Below are 20510 nucleotides of genomic sequence, written 5' to 3'. Positions count from 1 at the left end.
CCATCCTCTACTTGACTTGGTCAGCGATGCCTTGCGGCACCGGGATCTGGATTTCCAATAGTTGCTGGGCGAACGCCTTACCTTGCGGGTCGATCCGCAGGCTGGCCACGCCACCGCCACCGAGGGCGTTTTCCAGGAGAAAATTCAGGCTGTGAGTGCCGGGCAAATACCAGCGCTCGACACGTCCGTGGATCGGGTCAAGCACGTGACTCATCCAGTCGACGATCACTGCAGGCGTCAACGCTTCGGCGATCCACGGCAGGTATTCGGGGGCACGGGCCATGACGCCGATATTGCTGTGATTACCCTTGTCGCCGGAGCGCGCCACGGCGAGTTTCACCAGCGCCACACTGGCATCGGCTCGCCCATGGGGTTTGGGCGGATCAAAGGGCACCGGCAGGTCGGCAACGTCGAGGTGATCGAGGGCGGGCAGGGCGCAGGGATGACGCTGGCCCTGCAGGTCGATTTCCAGTGCACAGGTATTTTTATCGATCAGGAACGAGAACAGACGGATCAATGGGTACACGGTTGGCCGGCCGCCGACGATTCCGGTCAACCCCGGCGCCATTCCGGTGGCGGCTTGAGCGATCTCTCGGGAAAACAGGATCAGCGCTTGTTTGTCCGGGTGCCGTACCGCCAGTTTGATCACCACTTCGCGGCTGTCCTGGCGCTGGCCATGTGGACCATAAGTTGCTTCACTGCCGAGTAGCTCAATGTTCACTTCGCTGTAGGGCGCCCAGCCGCGTTGGCTGAACATTTCCGAGGTCTTGTTAATGATCGCCTGGCTCACCCGGCGCGCCTTGGCCACCGCGTCGATCCCGGCGATCAGGCAACTGGCGGTGCAGCGAAAGCCGTCCGGCCAGGTCGCGCAAACCTTGTATTGACGGGGCGGTGGCAAGCCTTTGGCGCCGTGAACGTGTACGGCGTTGTTGCCGTGTTGCTGGAGTTTGACCAGGCTGAAATCGCAGACCACATCGGGCAGCAGATAGGCGCGAGGGTTGCCGATTTCGTACAGCAGTTGCTCGCCGACGCTCAGCGGTGTGACCAAACCGCCGGTACCTTCGGGTTTACTGACGATGAACTGGCCGTCGGCGCTGACTTCGACGATGGGGAAACCGATGTGTTCGTAGTCGGGCACCTCTTGCCAATCGGTGAAGTTGCCGCCGGTGCACTGCGCGCCGCATTCGATGATGTGCCCGGCCAGCGCGGCCTGGGCCAGTTTGTCGTAGTCCTGCCACGACCAGCCGAACTCATGCACCAATGCCGCGCTGACCACGGCGCTGTCGACCACTCTGCCTGTGATAACGATGTCCGCACCCAGGCGTAGTGCCTCGACGATGCCGGGGGCGCCGAGGTAGGCGTTGGTCGACACGCACATCGGCGGTAGGGGCGCGCCGCTGAACATTTCCTTTACGTCGCAGGCTGCCAGTTGCTTGAACTGCGGCTGCAGGTCATCACCGAGCAGCACGGCGATTTTCAGTGGCACACCGGCGCTATCGCAAGCCGCTTGCAGCGCCGCTGCGCAGGCCAGCGGATTGATTCCGCCGGCGTTACTGATCACGCGGATGTTCTTTTCCAGGAGTTTCTTGAGGAGCGGGCTGAGGACCTCGACGAAGTCGGTCGCGTAACCGGCGTGGGGGGCTTTCATCCGTGCGCCGGCCATCAGCGACAGGGTGATTTCTGCCAGATAGTCGAACACCAGATAGTCCAGCCGGGCACCTTCAACCAACTGCGCGGCGGCGGTCGAGGTGTCACCCCAGAAGGCACTGGCGCAGCCGATACGAACGGTTTTGTTCATTGCAAGCCTCCGACAGAAGTGACTCGAGACTACCAAGCAAGCGCTTGGTTTGTAAATGCTGGTTACATCTTCTTCCCAAGCGCTTGCTTGGTCGTCCCGGTCAGCTTAAATTGCCCGCGCAAACCCATTGCATTCGTGGTGTGATCGCACAATTGATTGAGCGACTGTAGGAGAGAACGGGTGGACGAGCAAAAAGCCCTGCTGGTAATGCGCGAGTTGGTCGACAACGGGCAACTGACCGATCCCGACAGCGCTCGCGGCAAACTGCTGCAAATGGCCGCTCACCTGTTTCGCAACAAGGGCTACGAGCGCACTACGGTGCGTGACCTGGCCAGTGCGGTCGGGATTCAGTCGGGAAGCATTTTTCATCACTTCAAAAGCAAGGATGAAATCCTGCGGGCGGTGATGGAGGAAACCATTCGCTACAACACCGCCTTGATGCGCGCCTCCCTGGCGCAAGCGACCAACGTGCGCGAGCGGGTGCTGGCGCTGATCCGCTGTGAGTTGCAGTCGATTATGGGCGGCAGCGGCGAAGCGATGGCGGTGCTGGTCTACGAATGGCGTTCGCTTTCGCAAGAAGGTCAGGCTCAGGTGCTGGCGCTGCGCGATATCTATGAGCAGATCTGGCTGCAAGTGCTGGGCGAGGCGAAAGACGCCGGTTTTATTCGCGGCGACGTATTTATTACCCGACGTTTTCTAACCGGCGCGCTGTCCTGGACCACCACCTGGTTTCGGGCGGACGGCAGCATGAGCCTCGATCAATTGGCCGACGAAGCCTTGATTCTGGTGCTGGAAGAAAAGTGACCGTTTCGCTAAAACTTATTAAATAGCCATCACCAAGTTGTCTAAGTGGGTAAAACCGCCTAGCTTGGGTGTAGTCGATATTCTTTTAGAGGTGGGTTAGTTTTGATGTCTTCGCCAGTTCGGAAGGCTTTACGGATTTCGCTGATGGCGCTGGGTGCGCTGTCCGTACTGCCGGCTTCGGCCGCACAAGTGGTGCAGGTGGGCGCTGCGCATTTTCCGCCGTATACCGTTCGACCGGAGAATGGCGACGATACCGGGCTGCTACCGCAGTTGGTCGAGGCGCTGAACAAGTTGCAAACCGACTATGAGTTCAAACTCGTGCCGACCTCCTTGCAGCGTCGATTTGGTGATTTCCAGGACGCCCGGGTTGACATGGCGATCTTCGAAAACCCGGAGTGGGGCTGGAAGGATATCCCGCACAGCACGGTCGACATGGGCCTGGAAGATGCTGAAATCTTTGTCGCACAGAGCAAACCGGAGCGTCAGCAGGGCTACTTCGCGGATTTGAAGGGCAAGCGTCTGGCGTTGTACAAGGATTATCACTACGAGTTTGCCGGGTTCAATGCCGATCCGCAGTATCTCAAGAACACTTACAACGCGACGCTCACGACTTCCCACGACAGCAATATTTTAATGGTCCTTCGCGATCGTGCCGACATCGCATTGGTCACACGTTCGTACCTCTACGATTACCTGCTGCGCAATGAAAAGGTCAGGCCGCAGTTGCTGGTATCCCAGCGCATCGATCAGGTTTATCACCATTACGCGCTGTTACGTCCGCAAGCGCCGATCAGCGCAGAAACCTTCGGCAAGTTGCTGCAGGGGTTGCGGGATAACGGGCAGATGCTGAAGATTTTCGATCCGTACAAAATTGCCATCGTGCCGGTGCCCTGTGTACACAGTACCAATGTGGGAGCGAGCCTGCTCGCGATAAGGGTGCCGAAAATACAGATCTTAGCGGCGGGCGAAGGTATCGCTGCGCTTACCCGAAACCTTGCGGCAATGCACCAGGGCATCACGGATCATGAAGTTCACCAGGGTCGGCGACACGCCGAGTTCCTTGGCGATGTCCTTTTGCGGCACGCCGTGCAGGCGATACATCTCGAAGGCGTAGCGGGTGCGACTCGGTAACTGGCCGAGGGCATCGGCAATGTTTTCCAGAATCGAGAAGTTGATGTGCGAGGTTTCTGGCGAGGCATTGTGAATGACCACGTTCAAGCCTTCTTCTTCGGTGCCCGAATACTTTTGTTCCAGCGCCTGTCTGCGGTAGTGGTCAATCGCCAGGTTGCGCACGATCTGAAACAGGTAGCTGAGTCGAGCCTTGAACGAGGAGGTCATTTGCGGTGCCGATTGCAGCCTGAAAAACGCATCCTGAACGACATCTTCAGCCCGGGATCGGCAGCCGGTAATGCGGGCTGCGATTTTGACCAGAATCAGTCGGTTATCAACGAACGCCTGGAGTAAGGGTGAGTCGCACCTGCTTGTGGTTACTGGTTCCATCATGGAAATCACCTTGCTGCAAAAAGTAAGTAGGACGACAAGGGGGGCGGAGCCGTCCTACGTATCGAGTGACAAACTAGTGTCAATGATAATTATTGTCAATTGATAGCGATTGTTATATTGCGGGCCTCTTTGGCCTATGCCTCACGCAGACAGTCCTTGAACCGCGCTTGCTGCTGACCAGCGCAGACGTGTTACAACCTCTATTGAAGTTCGGATTGACTGTCCCCTGTCACCGGGACAGGCTGCCGGAGTTTTTTGGTTGACCCCATTCAGAAAGGAGACCGTGGATGCCCTTCGCTACGATAGATGGACAAGCGCTTCACTACGTTGATCAGGGCTGCGGCCCGGTGGTGCTGTTGGCCGGTAGTTACTTGTGGGACCAGGCCATGTGGGCACCGCAGATTGCAGTGTTGTCGCAACACTATCGGGTGATTGCCGTGGACCTGTGGGGGCACGGGGAGTCCGGGCCGTTACCTGAGGGTATGACTTCGCTGGATGATCAGGCGCGGCAGGTACTGGAGCTGCTTGATCATCTGGATATTGACCGCGTCACCCTGGTCGGGCTTTCGGTCGGCGGCATGTGGGGCGTGCGTCTGGCGCTGTCGGCCCCACAGCGCCTCAACGGCCTGGTGTTGATGGACACTTATGTCGGTGTCGAGCCCGAGCCGACTCGCCAGTACTATTTCTCGTTGTTCAAGCAGATCGAAGACAGCGGTGTGATCTCGCCGCAGTTACTCGATATCGTGGTACCGATTTTCTTCCGTCCGGGCATTGACCCTCAGTCGGCGCTTTATCAGGATTTCCGTGCCAGGCTGGCCGCGCTGCCGCCTGAGCGTTTACGTGAAAGCATTGTGCCGATGGGCCGTATCACGTTTGGTCGTGATGATCTGTTGCCGCGTCTGGGCGAGCTGAATCCTGAAACCACGTTGCTGATGTGCGGTGATCAGGACAAACCGCGGCCACCGTCGGAAACCAGGGAAATGGCAGAGTTGATCGGTTGTCCGTATCTGTTGGTGCCGGAGGCTGGGCACATTTCGAGCCTGGAGAATCCTGAGTTCGTCACCGAGGCGTTACTGAAGTTTCTGGCTGAGAGAACTTAGTCGATCATCCGGATGCCATCGCGAGCAGGCTCGCTCCCACAGGGGGTATGCGATCAACTGTGGGAGCGAGCCTGCTCGCGATGGCGTCGGTAAATCCAGCAGAAATCTGACGCTAGAACTACTTCGGCCCGAGAATCTTCACCAGTTTTTCCGGCGACGGCGCGCCTTGCTGTTGTTGCAATTCACCCTTGTCGTCCATGTAGAAGATGGCCGGGGTGGCGGACAGTTCGAGTTCATCCATCAACTTCATGTTGGCGTCGAGTTTGGCCTGGATCGCGGCAGGAATGCTTGTCAGCGCTTTCAGCGAGCTTTGCTTGCCGGCCTTTTCGTGTTCCTCCAGGGCCTTGCCCGGGTCTTTGCTGGCCAACAGGGCAGCGGATTTGCCGGGGCTGTCTTCGCGGATAATGCCGACCATGATGTGCCGCAGTTGCACTTTGCCAGCCTTCACCCACGGCCGGGCCTGTTCCCAGAACATGTTGCAGTAAGGGCAGTTCGGGTCGCTGAACAGGTAGACGGTGCGCGGTGCATCCTTGCTGCCGTCGGCGATCCAGTTGCTGGCTTCCATCTTCGCCCAGACTTCCTTGGCCATTGGCGCGTAGACCAGTTTTTGCAGCGGCTCGGCGCTCAAGTCCTTGCCGTCGGCGTCGTACAGGTTGCCAAGCAGCACATGTTGGCCATCGGGTGTCAGGTACAAGGCCATGCCGCGGTTCTGATACTGCGCCGCGTAACCACGCAGACCATCGGGCGCATCGAAACTGCCGACGATTTTTGCGCCTTTTTCTTCGATCTTGCGGATCGCCGCAGGCAGTTCTTCGGCCTGCAGCATCGGGATTTGCAGCAGCGCTGCGCCCAGGGATAGCGTCAGCAAATGGCGGAGGCGGGGCATGGCAGTTTCCTTGAAGGTGTGGCCTGTATGGCTGAAGTTGGGGAGTCGAAGTTTTCCAGGGCGCGGGCCAGGCTGGCTTCCGATAATTCGCCCAGGTGGCTACCGAGCAGCCGGCCTTCGGCGCTGTAGAACAGCGTAGTCGGTAGCGCCATGGAGCCGACGGCCTGGCTCAGTCGGCCGCCGCCATCGAACAGCACATTCGAAAGGCTCAGGCCTTGGGTCGCGAGGAAGGTACTGACGCTTTGCATGCTTTCGGCCTGATTGACGAACAGAAAGGTCAGGTCCGGTCGATGTTGCTGGGCGTTCTCCAGCACCGGCATTTCACGTCGGCAGGGCGGGCACCAGGTGGCCCACAGGTTGATCACCAAGGGACCGCCCTGATAGTCGGCCAGTTGCACGGTTTCGCCGGCGGCATTGCGCAAGACGATGTCCGGCAGGCGCGTACCTTGTTCGTAGAGGTTCAGGGACAAACTGGCCAGCAACCAGAACAACAGACCACTGCCGACGCCCGCTCCCAACGGTTTGCGCAGCGCCGGTCGGCGCCAGGCCCGCAACAGCGTTGCCAACAGCAGGGCGACCACTCCGGGCCAGGCGAGAAAACCGCCATCGCGCAGGTCGATGATCTGCCACGGGTCATCGCGGTAGTGAGCCCAGTACGCCAGCACGAAACCCACCCTGGCCGCGAGCAAGCCCAGCAGGAACAGGCTGAACAGCACCGACTCGGGATTCTCGCCACCGCGCTTGGCCACCCGCCAGCCAACAAAGGTTGCCAGTGCCAGGGCACTGATCAGCAGCAGGTGGTTGAGCGCAATGGCAAAGGTGCCGAGGGTAAAGGTCAGCATCAACGAGCGTCCCGGGTGATGTTCCAGCGTTGGAGGAAACCGGCGGCATCCACCTCTCCGGTGATGCGCTGGCTGCGGCGCTCGATGCCGTCGGTGCCGATCCACAACAGGCTTGGTGGCCCCGGCACTTTATAACGGCCGAGCAGTTCACGGCTGGCGGCATTGTCGGCGGTCACGTCCAGGCGCAGCAAGCGGACTTCTTTCAACGCGTCCAGTACCTGGGGTTTACCGAACACCTGTTTCTCCATGATCTTGCACGACACGCACCAGTCGGCGTAGTAGTCCAGCAACACCCACTGGCCCTGGGCGCGGGCAGTATCGAGTTCGCGTTGCAGCGCGACGGGATCCTTGACGGTGATGAAGGCGTCGTCGGCCGTGGGGCTGGCGACGCGGGTCGACGCCTGTGCACTGTAAACCTGCAATGGATTGAACAGGTCATCGCTGCCACCCGCAGCACCGATCAACAGCAGGCTGCCCCACAACCCGGAAAGCAGCGCCATGCCACCGAACACATGGGCGGCGCGGCCGAATCCACCGGTCTGGCGCCAGGCGCTGTAGGCGATGATCAACAGCAGCGCGCCCCATAGACCAATCCATAGCGATTCATCAAGCACTGGCCGCACCATCACCAGCGCGGTGCCGAGGAACAGGAAACCGAAAATACCTTTGAGCAGGTTCATCCAGGTGCCGGGTTTGGGCAGGAAGCGGTTGCCGACGGTCACCAGCAACAGCAGCGGCAAGCCGATGCCGATGCCCATGGCGAACAGGATCAGCCCACCGTGCAGCGCGTTACCGCTCTGGGCGATGTACAGCAAGGCCCCGGCCAGTGGCGCGGTCATGCACGGGCCGACCAGCAAACCGGACAAGGCACCGAGCACCCCGGCACCGATCAGGCTGCCGCCACCTTGCTTGCGACTGGCGTTTTCCAGACGGTCACGCAGCGCGACTGGCAGTTGCAATTCGAAGAAGCCGAACATCGGCAACGACAACAACACAAACACCACGGCGAAACTGCCGAGTAACCAGGCGTTCTGCAACAATGCCTGCAAGTTCGCACCGAGCAATGCGGCCAGCACGCCAAGCGCCGCGTACACCAGCGCCATGCTGACCACGTAGCTGCCGGCCAAAGCCAAACCACGCTTGGGGCTGGCGCCGCTGCCGACGATCAAACCGGCGAGAATCGGCAGCATCGGCAACGAACAAGGCGCGAAAGCCAGCAACAGTCCCAGACCAAAGAACACCAGCAAACTCCAGCCCAGCGCCCGCTGTTGCAGACCGCTGGCCAAGGCTTCATCCGGTGCTTGCGCGGCATTGACCGCCGCGGTGCTGCCACCGAGGTCGATCACCTGAGTTTGCGGCGGATAACACAAACCGGCATCGGCGCAGCCCTGGAACCCCACTTTTATCTGGCCGCTGGTTCCGGCGGGGATCTTCAACTCCAGGCCCTGGCGATACACTTGCTGATCACCAAAAAACTCGTCGCTGTGGGCTTCTCCCAAAGGCAACGGCGGTTTATCCGCGTCGGGCAAGCCGTCGAACTTCATCCGTTGTTGATACAGGTAGTAGCCGTCGGCAATTTGCCAGAAGAGCTGGGTTTCACCTGATTCAAGGCGTTCGGAGGTAAAAACAAAGGCTTTGCCGACCGGCAGGAAATCCGGTTTGGTGTCGAACGGGTTCGACGCCGCCTGGGCCAGCCCTGTGATGAAAAGAAAAAAGAATAGAAACAAACGACGCATGGGTAAGCCTTATCGCGGTGCAAGTAGGGTGCACGATGATGGGTGGCGATTAACCGATGATTAACCGCGTTATCCTTGTGGCAATGAGGCGTCGGGCATAATGTCCGCTTAATCCGCTGCCTTCTTAATCAATGCTTTTCTACAGGTCTCACCATGCACGTACTTGTCTGTGAAGACGATGAGCTGATCGCCAGCGGCATCGTTGCCGGTCTCACGGCCCAGGGCCTGACCGTGGAGCATGTCGCCACGGCCTCGGCCGCCCGGGCGATGCTCAAAGTTGCCGAGTTCGACGTGATGGTGCTCGACCTGGGCCTGCCGGACGAAGACGGTCTGAAGCTGCTGCAACAGTTGCGTCATCAAGGCCTGGAGATTCCGGTGCTGATTCTGACCGCACGCGATTCGGTGACCGACCGCGTCGATGGCCTGCAAGCTGGCGCCGATGACTATCTGCTCAAGCCCTTTGACCTGCGTGAACTGGCCGCGCGTCTGCACACGTTGTTGCGGCGGGTGGCGGGGCGCAGCGTCAATCTGATCGAGCATGGCGCCCTGACTTACGATCCGAGCAGCCGCGAAACGCTGCTTGCCGGTCAACCGGTAGACCTGTCGCGCCGCGAGCAATCGTTGTTGCAAGCCTTGCTGCACAACCGTGGCCGGGTGCTGTCGACCGAGCAACTCAAGGACAGCGTCTACGGGTTCAACGATGAACTGGAAAGCAACGCCCTCAACGTTCATATCCATCACCTGCGACGTAAACTCGGCAACGGCATCGTTGAAACCGTGCGTGGGCTGGGTTACCGCCTTGGGCCGGCGGATGGCGGAGAGCAATCGAAGTGATGAGTCTGCGTTTGCGCCTGAGTCTGACCCTCGGCGCGGCTTTCGCGCTGATCTGGGCCCTGGCCGCGGCCTGGATGCTCAGTGACCTGCGCAATCAGATGATGTTTTCCCTCGACCAGCGGCTGGTGGCCTCGGCGCGCATGGTCGCTGGATTGCTGGAACAATTGCCGGCCCTGCCGAGCAAGGGCGATGGCACGCATTTCAGTGCTGAACAATTGAATATTCCGGGGGGCATGGCCTGTCAGGTCAGCTCCCTGCGCGGCGAGATACTTGCCCGCAGTCACAGCACTCCCGAACAAACCCTGGAAGCTGAACAGATGGGCTTCCATGACCAGATGATCGACGGTGCGCGCTGGCGCAGTTTCACCTTGGCTCGTGGTGATGTGCGCATCACCACGGCCGACCGGCAAGTCGAGCGCGAGGCACTGAACATGTCGGTACTGCTGGCCGCGTCGGTGCCGGTGGGCGTCGCGTTGCTCGGTTGCCTGTGGCTGCTCTGGCTGGGGATCGGCCAAGGCCTGGCGCCGCTTAATCGCATGCGCGATGCCTTGATGCGTCGCAGCGCCGACTCCCTTGAGCCGTTGCAGATCCATCCGCTGCCGAGCGAACTGCAACCGTTGCTGGAAACCCAGAATCAGCTGTTCCAGCGAATCGGCAAGGCCATCGAGCGCKAGCGACGGCTGACTGGCGATGCCGCTCATGAGCTACGCAGCCCGTTGACGGCGATCAAGACGCACCTGCAAGTGGCGCGCATGACCGAAGGCGCCGCCCGCGATCAGTCCCTGGCCCGCGCCGAGGAAGGCGCCGATCGCTTGCACCGCACGCTTGAGCAATTGCTGTTGCTGGCGCGGGTCGAAGGCAGTCTGTCGTTCGACGATGGCGTGCAGTGCAGCGCCGAAGAGGTGGCCCGTCTGGCGATTCAGGACGCGGCCAGCGGTGATCGTCAGCGGATTAAACTGCACTTGCCAGCGAAGTACTCACAGGCACCGGTGCAGATGCCTGCCGTGCTGTCGATTGCCGCCTTGCGCAATCTGTTGGACAACGCCTTGCGCCACACCCCGGCGGATGCGGCGGTGGAACTGAGCCTTGAAACCATGGGTAACCGCGTGCGTTTTCAGGTGCGCGACCATGGCCCCGGCATCGCCGCCGATGACCTGCAACACCTGACCCAGCGTTTCTGGCGCAACGGCGCAAGCACCGGCTACGGGCTTGGGCTGGCGATTGTCCAGGCGATCGTCCAGCGCTGTGGCTGCGTGTTGCATTTCGACAGCCGTGCCGACGGCTTGCGGGTCGATCTGACGATGCCGTTGCAGTCAGCCTGACAAACACCACAGACCCCCTTGTGGGAGCGAGCCTGCTCGCGATGGCGGCGGCACATCCAGCATCGATGTGACTGACAGACCGCTATCGCGAGCAGGCTCGCTCCCACATGAGTTCGATGTCGCACATCAAATGTAACTTCTCTCCATTAGCCACCCGGCCCTCGCGGCGCTATCGTCCCTTGCAGCTTTGACTCAATGGAATGAGGTGATAGCGCTATGGATGCCCCCCTACACATTTGCAAGGCCGGGCCCGCGGACGCGGGGATTATCAGCCGGATCGTCGAGCGCTCGATCAAGGTCGGGTGCGCTGCGGATCACCGCAATGACCCGAAAGTCGTTGCGGCCTGGACCCACAACAAAACCGTTGAGCATGTACAGCCCTGGCTGGCAGATCCACGTCTGTACCTGAACCTCGCGCTGCTGGACGACAAACCGATTGGAGTGGCCATGGCCGCTGTCAGCGGTAAAGTTGCCTTTTGTTACGTTCTGCCCGAATGGTTTCGCCGGGGTGCCGGGCAGGCGTTGATCCAGGGCCTGGAAGGCTGGCTGCTCGACCAGGGCTTCACTCAGACACGACTGAACAGCACCCGTACCGGCGAGGACTTTTTCCAGCACCTTGGCTTCCGGCAATGTGCACAACCCTTCAGCATCGCCGGGCTTACAGCGATCCCTATGGAGAAATCGCTGGCACCACCCTCATGAACATCCACCCAACGATGTAAGTCCTTACGGCTCTGATGTGTTTCCAGAACAGGAAAACCCGTAAGTGCGCGCCTGAATCGGAGTGCGCACTTACGGGTGTGCAGTTTTGGTCACTATCCTCAGATCGTAGCCTTCGACAGCTCAGGCAGAGGCGAGGGGTTACTGCTGTTTGAACATCTCCTTCGCCCGTGCTTCGATTTGTGCCTGAGTCAGGTTTTCCTTGCGTGACGACAGGAACCACACATGGCCGAAGGGGTCCTTCAAGGTGCCCGAGCGGTCGCCGTAGAACTGATCTTTCACTTCCGAAACCACCGTGCCACCTGCCTTGATTGCCTGGGCGTAGCTTTTGTCCACGTCCTCGACATACAGATGCAAGCCCACGGACGGTGATTTGTCGGGGTTGCTCAGCGGGCCTTGATCGCACGGTGTACCGAGCATGATGGCGCAGTCGCCAATGCGCAGTTCGGCATGGCCGACGCTGCCGTCGGGCATCGCCAGACGCATGACTTCCGTAGCGCCGAAGGCTTTTTTGTAAAAGTCGATTGCCTCGGCTGATTTCTGGATTCCCAAGTAGGGTGTGACGCTGTGATAACCCTCGGGAATGGGTTTAACGCTCATGACCGTTCTCCATATTCTTGTGGGTGGATGTCGCAAATCCTTCGCCGATTTCCGGTCGATTCACTATAGGTCAGCCGCATCAAGGCAACCGAGTGGCCGACGGGTTGCAGCATCGCCACTGTTGCGCCATCAACGATGAACCGACGGTTTGTTTCGATGAGCCGTTCAAAAGGGCAGCAGGTCACGCATCGATCAATAGCGACTATCGAGAGCGATGATTTTTGTCGCTCAAGGGGCGGGAGTAGCCTGTGTTCATTGCTCAAGACCAGCTCTCAGGAAGCCTCCCCATGAACCATTTGCTCGCCACCTCATTGTTATTGGTTGCCTCGGTGCTCGCCGGCTGTGCCAGTCATCCTGCCCCCGAATTGCGCCCGTATACCGCCGAAGAAACCCAGGAGCTGGCGATGGAAGCCTTGAATCGTCGCGGTTTGTCGTTTGATGAATACCAGGCCAAAAAAGCCGAATTGCTTGGCCAGTCGAAGAAAACTTTTGGTTTTGACCAGGATGGCGAGATGAACGCCGAGCGCGCGGTGGCTGTTCACGGCCACGCCAGCTAAGCGACTGTACTGCTCGAAGTTTCACGTAACTGTCCGTGGGTTTCACACGGGGGCTGCGATAGGGTCAACACCTGACTGACCCTGACGGACTCGCTCCATGACGCTCTCGCTGGATTTACTGCTGGGTTTTGCCTTGTTCGCCCTGGTGACCTCGATCACCCCCGGCCCCAACAACACGATGTTGCTGGCCTCGGGTGTCAATTTCGGCTTCAACCGCTCCATCCCTCATATGCTCGGCATCAGCTGCGGCTTTTTCGTCCTTGTGCTCGCCGTCGGTTTTGGCCTGGGCGCGGTGTTTCAAACCTATCCTGTGCTGTATAGCGTGCTGCGCTATGTCGGCGTGGCCTATCTGCTGTACCTGGCGTGGAAAATCGCCCATTCGGGTCCTGCCCCCGAAGCCGAACAAGGTCACGCCAAGCCTATCAGCTACTGGGGCGCGGCGGCGTTTCAGTGGGTCAACCCCAAGGCCTGGATCATGGCAATTGGTGCAATCAGCACCTACACACCGCTGCAGGGCTATTTCACCAATGTGATCGTCATCGCTGCAGTATTCGCCATTATCAACCTGCCGAGCGTCAGTGTCTGGGCGGCTTGCGGCAGCCTGTTGCGCAATGTCCTGCGTGATCGGCGCTGGTTGCGGGTCTTCAACTGGGGCATGGCCCTGCTGCTGGTCGCTTCGCTGTATCCGATGCTGCACGAAAGCTTTAGCTGACTTGCGCTTCAACCCGGTGTCCGATGCCTGTTAAGCTCGACTTCAGGAGCGTTCCTACGCACTTTGAAATGAAGTCGTACTTCTTTAACGGCATCCGATCAGGTATTGCTGATTTCCCGCAGTTTTAACACCACCTCCAGTGCGGCGCTTTCAGCGAATACACCTGATCCCGGAACAAGCTCTGCGAGTCTTTTTTATGAATAAGCGTCCTTTGTATTTTGATTACGCCGCCACCACTCCGGTGGATGAGCGGGTCATTCAGGTGATGGTCGACTGTCTGGGGTTCAGCGGTAACTTCGGCAATCCGGCCTCCAGCTCCCACGCTTATGGCCAGCAGGCCAGGCGTTCGGTCGAGCAGGCGCGCCAGCAAGTCGCTGATCTGGTGGGAGCGCAAGCGCAGCAGATCGTCTGGACTTCCGGCGCCACCGAATCCAACAACCTCGCCCTCAAAGGCGTGGCCCAGGCCCGCGGCCAGTCCGGCGGGCACATCATCACCAGCCAGATCGAGCACAAGGCGATCCTCGATACCGCCAGGCAATTGCAGGATGCCGGGGTCGCCGTGACGTATCTGCTGCCGGATGCCGAAGGCCTGATCACTGCCCAAGCGGTCAGCGAGGCGTTGCGCGAAGACACCTTTCTGGTGTCGCTGATGCTGGTCAACAACGAACTCGGTACCGTCAACGACATCCCGGCCATCGGTCAGCGGGTGCGTGAGCACGGCGCGCTGTTTCACGTCGACGCCGCGCAGGGCGCGGGCAAGGTAGCGATTGATCTGGCCCAATGGCCGGTGGACCTGATGTCGTTTTCCGCACACAAGATCTACGGTCCCAAGGGGATCGGTGCGCTCTACGTCGGCCCGCGTGCCCAGCAGCGCTTGCAGGCGCAGATCCATGGTGGTGGACACGAGGGCGGTTTACGCTCCGGGACCCTGGCCACTCATCAGATCGCAGCCATGGGCGCAGCCTTTGCGCTGGCGGCTGAACACTTTGCTGAAGAGGCGGCGATTATCGCCCGTCTGCGCGAGCGCTTGCTTGGGCAGCTCAGCGGTATTGCCGGTCTACGCTTGAACGGCAGCCCGACCCAACGCATTCCCCATACCCTGAGCCTGACCTTCAATGAGGGCGAGTTCAATTCCCAGGCCTTGAGTGCTTCGATCGCCTTTTCGGCGACGTCGGCCTGCAACTCTGCGAGCAATGCGCCGTCCCATGTGCTGCTGGCCCTGGGGCACGACGTGCGGGCAGCGGGTCGGACCATTCGCTTGAGTCTTGGGCGTTTCACCACCGAGCAGGACATCGATCAGGCCGCACAATTGATTAAAGCAGCAACCGCCAGTGCACCGGCGTTCTGGGCTACCGCCCAATCCTGATGCGCAGACTAAAAGTCAGCGCCCTATAACAAAATTAAAGTGGTTAGCAGGAGACATGATGAGTACGCAGCCTTTGACCCATGGAACGGTTCCCCAGCGCCTGGCGCATACCCGCGAGCTGATGAGCCGGGAAGGCATCCACGCCCTGCTGGTGCCGTCGGCCGATCCGCATTTGTCGGAGTACCTGCCGGGTTACTGGCAGGGGCGGCAATGGTTGTCGGGCTTTCATGGCTCGGTCGGCACGTTGATCGTCACCCAGGACTTCGCGGGCGTTTGGGCCGACAGTCGCTACTGGGAACAGGCGACCAAGGAGCTCAAGGGCAGCGGCATCGAGTTGGTAAAACTGCAGCCTGGTCAACCCGGCCCGCTGGACTGGCTGGCCGAACAAACTCCGGAAGGGGGTGTGGTTGCGGTCGATGGTGCGGTGATGGCAGTGGCGTCGGCACGCTCACTGAGCAGCAAGCTTGAGGAGCGGGGCGCTCGGCTGCGCACCGATATCGATCTGTTGAACGAAGTCTGGAGCGATCGCCCAAGCCTGCCGAACCAACCGATCTATCAGCACTTGCCGCCGCAGGCCACCGTCAGTCGTGGCGAAAAACTCGCCAAGCTGCGTGAAAGCCTGAAAGCGCGTGGTGCCGATTGGCACTTCATCGCCACCCTCGATGACATCGCCTGGCTGTTCAACCTGCGCGGCGGTGATGTGTCGTTCAACCCGGTATTCGTGTCCTTCGCCCTGATCGGTCAGCAGCAGGCAACCCTGTTTGTCGCACTGAGCAAGGTCGATGCGCCATTGCGCGCGATCCTCGAGCAGGACGGCGTCACCCTGCGCGACTACAGCGAAGTGGCCTCGGCGCTGGCTGCCGTGCCAAATGGCGCCAGCCTGCAAGTCGATCCAGCACGGGTGACTAGCGGTTTGCTGAATAACCTCGGTAGCGGCGTGAAGCTGATTGAAGGGCTGAACCCGACGACCCTCGCCAAGTCGCAGAAAAGCCTCGCCGATGCCGAACATATCCGTCAGGCCATGGAGCAGGACGGCGCAGCACTGTGCGAGTTTTTCACCTGGCTGGACAGTGCCCTCGGTCGTGAACGCATCACCGAACTGACCATCGACGAACACCTGACCGCTGCCCGTACCCGTCGTCCGGGGTATGTGTCGCTGAGCTTCAATACCATTGCGGCCTTCAACGCCAACGGCGCGATGCCGCACTACCACGCGACCGAAGAAGAGCACGCGGTGATCGAAGGCGACGGTCTGCTGTTGATCGACTCCGGCGGCCAGTACCTGGGCGGTACCACCGACATTACACGGATGGTGCCGGTGGGCACGCCGACCGCCGAGCAGAAACGCGACTGTACGCGCGTACTCAAGGGCGTGATTGCCTTGTCCCGTGCGCAGTTCCCGCGCGGCATTCTTTCGCCGTTGCTCGACGCCATCGCGCGTGCGCCGATCTGGGCGGAGAGCGTCGATTATGGTCATGGCACCGGACATGGCGTCGGCTACTTCCTGAACGTTCACGAAGGCCCGCAAGTGATTGCCTACCAAGCCGCACCGGCGCCGCAAACCGCGATGCAGCCGGGGATGATTACCTCGATCGAGCCGGGCACTTATCGTCCAGGTCGCTGGGGCGTGCGAATCGAAAACCTGGTGTTGAACCGTGAGGCAGGCAGCAGCGAGTTTGGCGAGTTCCTCAAGTTCGAAACCCTGACCTTGTGCCCGATCGACACCCGTTGTCTGGAGCCTTCGTTGCTGACTCAGGACGAGCGCGAGTGGCTTAACGCTTACCACGCGCAAGTTCGTGAGCGTTTGAGTCCGTTGCTCGATGGTGCTGCACTGGCGTGGTTAAACACCCGAACCGCGGCGATCTGAGTCGCGCTGTTGCGCCGTCAGTCTTCGGACGGCGGCGCAAGCTCGGGGGCGCGGGCGAGTGCTTCACTCATATAGTCGACGAACGCCTTGACCCTGGCCGACTGGCGACGATTGGCCGGGGACACTGCATGGATCGGCAACGATTGCGCGCGGTAGTCCTGCAAGATCGCGGTCACCCGACCGGCCCTCAAGTCTTCGCTGAACAACCATACCGGCGACAGCGCAATGCCTAGCCCGCCCAATAGCATCTCGCGTATGGCCTCCGAACTGTTGCTCTGAGCGTTGCCTTTGATCCGCACACTGTGTCGCTGGGCGTTTTTTTCGTAGATCCACTGATTCTGGCTGCTCAACAGGTTGAACAGCAGACAGTTATGCTGGCTCAGTTCTTCCGGTGTGTTTGGTTGGCCACGGCGAGCCAGATAGTCGGGGCTGGCGACGGTGACTCGATGGGTGGTGCCGATCTGCCGGGCGATCAAACCGCTATCGCTCAACTCGCCAATGCGTAACGTGACGTCCAGGCCTTCGCTGACCAGATCCTGATTCTGATCGCTGAGCTGTAAATCTATTTCTACGTGTGGATAGCGCTCGAGAAAATCCGGCAGTCGCGCAGCAATCTGCAACCGCCCGAAACTGACGGAGGAGCCTACTCGCAAAGGCCCGGCGACCACTTCCCGTCCGGACTGAAAGCTGTGTTCGGCCGCGTCGACCGCCGCAAGAATCTGTCGGCATTCGTTGTAGTAGCGCTGGCCTTCGTCGGTCAGTGAAAGCTGGCGAGTACTGCGGGCAATCAGCTTGCCTCCAAGTTCTGTTTCCAGCGCCCGGAGGATTTTGCTGATGGTCGGTTGGCTGGTCTGCAGTTCCCGAGCGACAGCAGAGAAACTGCCGCGCTCGACTACTCTTACGAAAACCGCCATTGCATTGAGTTTGTCCAAGGGCTTTCTCATTGATGCCAAATAGGCATGGTCACTATAGCTATATAGCGTCTTATCGGCATGAGTTGGTGGGCGGATGATCAACGCAACTCTCCACTGACATGAGATTGCGAAATGACTGACTCACTTGAAATGCTCGCCCTGATCGTCGACTCGGCCAATGCACCACTTCGTTTGGCCTCTATTCCTAAGCCCGTGCCTGAAGCGGGGCAGGTGTTGGTCAGAATCTTCGCCAGTGGGGTGAATCCATTGGATGGGAAAATCCGCGCCGGGGAGGCCGCTCACGCCCGTCAGCCATTACCGGCAGTGTTGGGGATGGATTTGGCGGGGATTGTCGAAGCGCTCGGTGCCGGGGTCAGCGATTGGCAGGTCGGCGATGAGGTGTATGGCATGGCGACCGGGATTGGCGGTCAGCAGGGTTCACTGGCGCAATTCGCCGCCGTTGATACGCGGTTGCTGGCGCGCAAACCGGTCAATCTGAGCATGACTGAGGCGGCAGCGCTGCCGTTGGTATTGATCACCGCGTGGGAAGGTTTGCTGGATCGCGCCCGGGTTCAGACGGATCACAAGGTATTGATTCAGGGTGGCGCTGGTGGCGTCGGGCATGTGGCGGTGCAGTTGGCTCGGGCATTCGGTGCCGAGGTATTTGCCACAGGGTCGGCCAGGCAACGGGCGATTATCGAAAGTCTCGGTGCGACCTTTATCGACTACCGCCAGCAGTCGGTTGAACAGTATGTGCAGCAACATACGGCGGGGGAGGGGTTCGATATCGTTTATGACACAGTCGGAGGCGAGACGCTGGATGCGTCGTTCAAGGCTGTGCGCACTTATCAGGGGCACGTGTTGAGTTGTCTTGGCTGGGGGCAACACAGTCTGGCGCCATTGTCGTTCCGGGCGGCGAGTTACTCTGGAGTCTTCACGTTGCTGCCTTTGCTGACCGGTAACGGTCGCGAGCGGCACGGACAGATTCTTGGCGAAGCCGCGAAGTTGATTGAAGCTGGCTTGTTGAAGCCTTTGCTCGATCCCCGGCGGTTCACGCTGCAAACCGCCGAGGCAGCCTATGACCTGCAAGCCTCGGGCGAGGCGCAGGGCCGACTGGTTATCGAGATCTAGCCCAAGGCCTCGCGGACAAAGTCCAGGCGATCCTGACCGAAGAACAATTCGTTATCGACAAACATGCTTGGCGCACCGAACACATCCTGCGGGATCGCCTGTTCGGTTTTGTCTTTGAGTGCGGCTTTGACTTCCTCGTCGGCGGTCAACGCGCTGAATAAGAGTGCGCATGATTACTTGCAGATGACGATCATGCTACGGCTGGTATAGCCGGCAGGGTTGAGCCCAAACGGGTAGTCGCCCGGGTCTTCCATAGCGTCTCCGGATTTGGCGAGCACCTTGTAGCCATTGGGCCCGCATGAGTTGGCCGCGCTGTCGTAGCATTTATCCCAGGAAGAAGAGAGGCCTGAGCAGTTAATGTGCAGGCCTTTTTTTCCGCGCTTGACCTCAGTCCTGGAGGTCGCTGCGCAACCCGCAATGGCCAGTACAACAAGCAATACCAAAAATCGTTTCATTCCAATCCCTATTACGGTCTCGGGTCTGGCGCCCGAGTCTGGCAGCATGTGCTTTCGTTTTTATCGTTAGTGATATCCCTATCCGAAAAAGTCCATGTCTGACATTGAGTTGTGGCTAAACATGGCTCAATTGAGCGGTAAATACCAGACCTTCGTAAAAGCGCGTATCAATCTACAGCTACCAAAGGCTTGGACTCACTGCGCATGGTCATTGTCGCGCCTACGGACGCCAGAATGATGCAAGTGATGGCCATCCACTGTGCCAGGGACAAGTATTCGTGCAGAAACAGCAGCCCGGACAATGCGCCGAATGCGGGCTCGATACTCATCAGTGTGCCGAAGGTTCGCGCCGGCATTCGGGTGAGGGCGATCATCTCAAGGGTATACGGAAGGGCAGTGGACAGAACGGCTACGCCAATAGCGATGGGGATCAGCGACGGTGTAAGCAATGCGGCTCCGGCATGGACGATGCCTATAGGCGCAACGAAGAGTGCGGCAATCATGACACCCAGCGCAGCGGTCTGGACGCCGTTATCTGCCCCGGCTTTCTGGCCGAATAGAATGTACAGCGCCCAACATGCCCCGGCGCCGAGAGCATAACCGGCACCTATCAGGTCGATGCTCGTGTTTGTTGCGTCCGTCGGTATAAGCAGCAACAAACCGATGATGGCCAGACCGATCCACAGAAAGTCGATTGCCTTGCGTGAGGCATAAATTGCCACTGCTAGCGGGCCCGTGAACTCCAGAGCAACGGCAATTCCGAGTGGGACAGTCCTGAGCGACATATAGAAGAGGAAGTTCATGCCGCCCAGCGCCATGCCGTAGACGATGACGGTGCGTAAGGACTTGGCAGTGAGCCTGGCCTTCCAGGGGCGCAGTAACAGCAACATGATCACGCTGGCGAAAATCAGTCGCAGGGTGGTCGTGCCTTGCGCCCCGATTATAGGGAACATGCTTTTTGCCAGGGAGGCTCCAGACTGGATCGACGCCATGGCTACCAATAGCAGGCCAACCGGGAACAGAGTCGATGCAAGGCTGCGGGGCTGGTCATTCATTACGTGTCGTCGTCCGAAGTGAGAGGCGAGAGAGTGTACGGCTGGCATATCATGCTTAGCTACCAGGTGTTGAGCAATATACTGCGCACTCTTTGTTGGCGTTTCTATATATAAGCTGTAACGAGTGCCGTTTTTTGATTTCTGATAGAAAAACCAAATTAGGTGTTGACGGCAGATTCTGGACGTCTATAATTCGCCCCACTTCCGGCGCAGTCGAAACGGAAAACTCCTTGGTAAACAAAGAGTTACGCAGTTTTCGGCAGCGGTTACGCTTCAGTTCATCGAAGTCCGAAGGAGTTGAAAGAGCG

20 protein-coding genes and 2 pseudogenes are annotated in these 20510 nt (G+C 59.5%); 11 read left to right on the top strand and 11 right to left on the bottom strand.

The window, feature by feature from the left end; translation table 11 throughout:
* Positions 1 to 7 precede the first annotated feature (7 nt).
* Entirely contained in the window at positions 8 to 1798 is a 1791-nt protein-coding gene (locus tag AC1DHT_RS11335; protein ID WP_427543598.1) for an acyclic terpene utilization AtuA family protein, read from the bottom strand.
* A gap of 180 nt (positions 1799 to 1978) precedes the next feature.
* Between AC1DHT_RS11335 and AC1DHT_RS11330 the strand changes: the two genes are divergently transcribed.
* The gene (locus AC1DHT_RS11330; RefSeq protein WP_123584092.1) at positions 1979 to 2602 is read left to right on the top strand and encodes a TetR/AcrR family transcriptional regulator; all 624 of its coding nucleotides are present in this window, start codon (positions 1979 to 1981) and stop codon (positions 2600 to 2602) included.
* A gap of 105 nt (positions 2603 to 2707) precedes the next feature.
* Positions 2708 to 3493 (top strand): annotated as a pseudogene (locus tag AC1DHT_RS11325) (substrate-binding periplasmic protein); the annotation flags it as partial.
* Between the two features lie 63 nt (positions 3494 to 3556).
* On the opposite strand, the gene AC1DHT_RS11320 reads toward AC1DHT_RS11325, so the two are convergent.
* Positions 3557 to 4105, bottom strand: a complete 549-nt coding sequence (locus AC1DHT_RS11320) for an RNA polymerase factor sigma-70 (RefSeq protein ID WP_427543604.1) — start codon at positions 4103 to 4105, stop codon at positions 3557 to 3559.
* A gap of 287 nt (positions 4106 to 4392) precedes the next feature.
* Here AC1DHT_RS11320 and AC1DHT_RS11315 point away from each other — a divergent pair, with 287 nt between their 5' ends.
* Entirely contained in the window at positions 4393 to 5205 is an 813-nt protein-coding gene (locus AC1DHT_RS11315) for an alpha/beta fold hydrolase (protein WP_427543607.1), read from the top strand.
* Positions 5206 to 5323: 118 nt separating this feature from the next.
* On the opposite strand, the gene dsbG is transcribed toward AC1DHT_RS11315, so the two are convergent.
* Genes dsbG through dsbD form a run of 3 tightly spaced genes read right to left on the bottom strand, consistent with a single transcriptional unit; the run spans position 5324 to position 8669 of the window.
* Positions 5324 to 6091 carry a thiol:disulfide interchange protein DsbG gene (dsbG, locus tag AC1DHT_RS11310; RefSeq protein WP_427532758.1) on the bottom strand — a complete coding sequence of 256 codons (768 nt, stop codon included), beginning with the start codon at positions 6089 to 6091 and terminating at the stop codon, positions 5324 to 5326.
* The gene (locus AC1DHT_RS11305) at positions 6067 to 6933 is read right to left on the bottom strand and encodes a TlpA family protein disulfide reductase (protein WP_427543610.1); all 867 of its coding nucleotides are present in this window, start codon (positions 6931 to 6933) and stop codon (positions 6067 to 6069) included. The genes dsbG and AC1DHT_RS11305 overlap by 25 nt, the downstream gene beginning before the upstream one ends.
* Positions 6933 to 8669 (bottom strand): protein-disulfide reductase DsbD, encoded by a 1737-nt coding sequence (gene dsbD, locus AC1DHT_RS11300; protein WP_427543613.1) that lies wholly within the window; start codon positions 8667 to 8669, stop codon positions 6933 to 6935. Before dsbD ends, AC1DHT_RS11305 begins: the two co-directional genes overlap by 1 nt.
* A gap of 153 nt (positions 8670 to 8822) precedes the next feature.
* Here dsbD and AC1DHT_RS11295 point away from each other — a divergent pair, with 153 nt between their 5' ends.
* The 3 genes from AC1DHT_RS11295 (at position 8823) to AC1DHT_RS11285 (ending at position 11527) form a co-directional block, all read left to right on the top strand.
* Positions 8823 to 9503: a response regulator gene (locus tag AC1DHT_RS11295; RefSeq protein ID WP_427543616.1), complete on the top strand. Its 681-nt coding sequence runs from the start codon at positions 8823 to 8825 to the stop codon at positions 9501 to 9503.
* Entirely contained in the window at positions 9500 to 10825 is a 1326-nt protein-coding gene (locus AC1DHT_RS11290) for an ATP-binding protein (RefSeq protein WP_477761358.1), read from the top strand. The genes AC1DHT_RS11295 and AC1DHT_RS11290 overlap by 4 nt, the downstream gene beginning before the upstream one ends.
* A 216-nt stretch (positions 10826 to 11041) precedes the next feature.
* The gene (locus AC1DHT_RS11285) at positions 11042 to 11527 is read left to right on the top strand and encodes a GNAT family N-acetyltransferase (RefSeq protein WP_427543622.1); all 486 of its coding nucleotides are present in this window, start codon (positions 11042 to 11044) and stop codon (positions 11525 to 11527) included.
* 159 nt (positions 11528 to 11686) lie between these two features.
* Here AC1DHT_RS11285 and AC1DHT_RS11280 read toward each other — a convergent pair whose 3' ends face one another.
* Positions 11687 to 12145 carry a VOC family protein gene (locus tag AC1DHT_RS11280; protein WP_019692864.1) on the bottom strand — a complete coding sequence of 153 codons (459 nt, stop codon included), beginning with the start codon at positions 12143 to 12145 and terminating at the stop codon, positions 11687 to 11689.
* Between the two features lie 287 nt (positions 12146 to 12432).
* On the opposite strand from AC1DHT_RS11280, the gene AC1DHT_RS11275 reads away from it, so the two are divergent.
* The 4 genes from AC1DHT_RS11275 (at position 12433) to AC1DHT_RS11260 (ending at position 16647) form a co-directional block, all read left to right on the top strand.
* Positions 12433 to 12702, top strand: a complete 270-nt coding sequence (locus AC1DHT_RS11275) for a hypothetical protein (protein WP_427532746.1) — start codon at positions 12433 to 12435, stop codon at positions 12700 to 12702.
* A gap of 97 nt (positions 12703 to 12799) precedes the next feature.
* Positions 12800 to 13414, top strand: coding sequence for a LysE family translocator (locus AC1DHT_RS11270; protein WP_427543625.1), 615 nt, complete (start codon positions 12800 to 12802; stop codon positions 13412 to 13414).
* Between the two features lie 196 nt (positions 13415 to 13610).
* Positions 13611 to 14780, top strand: coding sequence for an aminotransferase class V-fold PLP-dependent enzyme (locus AC1DHT_RS11265; RefSeq protein ID WP_427543628.1), 1170 nt, complete (start codon positions 13611 to 13613; stop codon positions 14778 to 14780).
* Between the two features lie 58 nt (positions 14781 to 14838).
* Positions 14839 to 16647, top strand: a complete 1809-nt coding sequence (locus AC1DHT_RS11260) for an aminopeptidase P family protein (protein WP_054596411.1) — start codon at positions 14839 to 14841, stop codon at positions 16645 to 16647.
* 17 nt (positions 16648 to 16664) lie between these two features.
* Here the strand turns inward: AC1DHT_RS11260 and AC1DHT_RS11255 are convergent, their stop codons facing one another.
* Positions 16665 to 17591, bottom strand: a complete 927-nt coding sequence (locus AC1DHT_RS11255) for a LysR family transcriptional regulator (protein WP_427543632.1) — start codon at positions 17589 to 17591, stop codon at positions 16665 to 16667.
* A gap of 102 nt (positions 17592 to 17693) precedes the next feature.
* Here AC1DHT_RS11255 and AC1DHT_RS11250 point away from each other — a divergent pair, with 102 nt between their 5' ends.
* The gene (locus AC1DHT_RS11250; RefSeq protein WP_442114722.1) at positions 17694 to 18692 is read left to right on the top strand and encodes a zinc-dependent alcohol dehydrogenase family protein; all 999 of its coding nucleotides are present in this window, start codon (positions 17694 to 17696) and stop codon (positions 18690 to 18692) included.
* On the opposite strand, the pseudogene AC1DHT_RS11245 reads toward AC1DHT_RS11250, so the two are convergent.
* The 4 genes and pseudogenes from AC1DHT_RS11245 to AC1DHT_RS11230 form a co-directional block, all read right to left on the bottom strand.
* Positions 18689 to 18844, bottom strand: a pseudogene (locus AC1DHT_RS11245) (DsbA family protein); the annotation flags it as partial. The gene AC1DHT_RS11250 and the pseudogene AC1DHT_RS11245 overlap by 4 nt on opposite strands.
* A 21-nt stretch (positions 18845 to 18865) precedes the next feature.
* Positions 18866 to 19147, bottom strand: a complete 282-nt coding sequence (locus AC1DHT_RS11240) for a hypothetical protein (RefSeq protein WP_427543638.1) — start codon at positions 19145 to 19147, stop codon at positions 18866 to 18868.
* Positions 19148 to 19314: 167 nt separating this feature from the next.
* Positions 19315 to 20202 (bottom strand): threonine/homoserine exporter RhtA, encoded by an 888-nt coding sequence (rhtA, locus tag AC1DHT_RS11235; RefSeq protein ID WP_427543641.1) that lies wholly within the window; start codon positions 20200 to 20202, stop codon positions 19315 to 19317.
* Between the two features lie 55 nt (positions 20203 to 20257).
* A partial coding sequence (locus tag AC1DHT_RS11230) for a hypothetical protein (protein ID WP_477749200.1) occupies positions 20258 to 20510 on the bottom strand: 253 nt, incomplete at its 5' end.

The sequence above is a fragment of the Pseudomonas sp. 05N432 genome, assembly GCF_056396945.1.
This window is presented reverse-complemented; position numbering and strand designations above follow the sequence as displayed.

Excerpts from the sequence above, each read along its gene's own strand:
- AC1DHT_RS11285 (WP_427543622.1), top strand. The coding sequence starts at position 11,042 with ATGGATGCCCCCCTACACATTTGCAAGGCCGGGCCCGCGGACGCGGGG.
- AC1DHT_RS11265 (WP_427543628.1), top strand. The coding sequence starts at position 13,611 with ATGAATAAGCGTCCTTTGTATTTTGATTACGCCGCCACCACTCCGGTG.
- dsbG (WP_427532758.1), bottom strand. The coding sequence starts at position 6,091 with ATGCCCCGCCTCCGCCATTTGCTGACGCTATCCCTGGGCGCAGCGCTG.
- AC1DHT_RS11275 (WP_427532746.1), top strand. The coding sequence starts at position 12,433 with ATGAACCATTTGCTCGCCACCTCATTGTTATTGGTTGCCTCGGTGCTC.
- AC1DHT_RS11260 (WP_054596411.1), top strand. The coding sequence starts at position 14,839 with ATGAGTACGCAGCCTTTGACCCATGGAACGGTTCCCCAGCGCCTGGCG.
- AC1DHT_RS11335 (WP_427543598.1), bottom strand. The coding sequence starts at position 1,798 with ATGAACAAAACCGTTCGTATCGGCTGCGCCAGTGCCTTCTGGGGTGAC.
- AC1DHT_RS11240 (WP_427543638.1), bottom strand. The coding sequence starts at position 19,147 with ATGAAACGATTTTTGGTATTGCTTGTTGTACTGGCCATTGCGGGTTGC.
- rhtA (WP_427543641.1), bottom strand. The coding sequence starts at position 20,202 with ATGAATGACCAGCCCCGCAGCCTTGCATCGACTCTGTTCCCGGTTGGC.
- AC1DHT_RS11280 (WP_019692864.1), bottom strand. The coding sequence starts at position 12,145 with ATGAGCGTTAAACCCATTCCCGAGGGTTATCACAGCGTCACACCCTAC.
- AC1DHT_RS11270 (WP_427543625.1), top strand. The coding sequence starts at position 12,800 with ATGACGCTCTCGCTGGATTTACTGCTGGGTTTTGCCTTGTTCGCCCTG.
- AC1DHT_RS11255 (WP_427543632.1), bottom strand. The coding sequence starts at position 17,591 with ATGAGAAAGCCCTTGGACAAACTCAATGCAATGGCGGTTTTCGTAAGA.
- AC1DHT_RS11305 (WP_427543610.1), bottom strand. The coding sequence starts at position 6,933 with ATGCTGACCTTTACCCTCGGCACCTTTGCCATTGCGCTCAACCACCTG.
- AC1DHT_RS11295 (WP_427543616.1), top strand. The coding sequence starts at position 8,823 with ATGCACGTACTTGTCTGTGAAGACGATGAGCTGATCGCCAGCGGCATC.
- AC1DHT_RS11250 (WP_442114722.1), top strand. The coding sequence starts at position 17,694 with ATGACTGACTCACTTGAAATGCTCGCCCTGATCGTCGACTCGGCCAAT.
- AC1DHT_RS11320 (WP_427543604.1), bottom strand. The coding sequence starts at position 4,105 with ATGATGGAACCAGTAACCACAAGCAGGTGCGACTCACCCTTACTCCAG.
- dsbD (WP_427543613.1), bottom strand. The coding sequence starts at position 8,669 with ATGCGTCGTTTGTTTCTATTCTTTTTTCTTTTCATCACAGGGCTGGCC.
- AC1DHT_RS11315 (WP_427543607.1), top strand. The coding sequence starts at position 4,393 with ATGCCCTTCGCTACGATAGATGGACAAGCGCTTCACTACGTTGATCAG.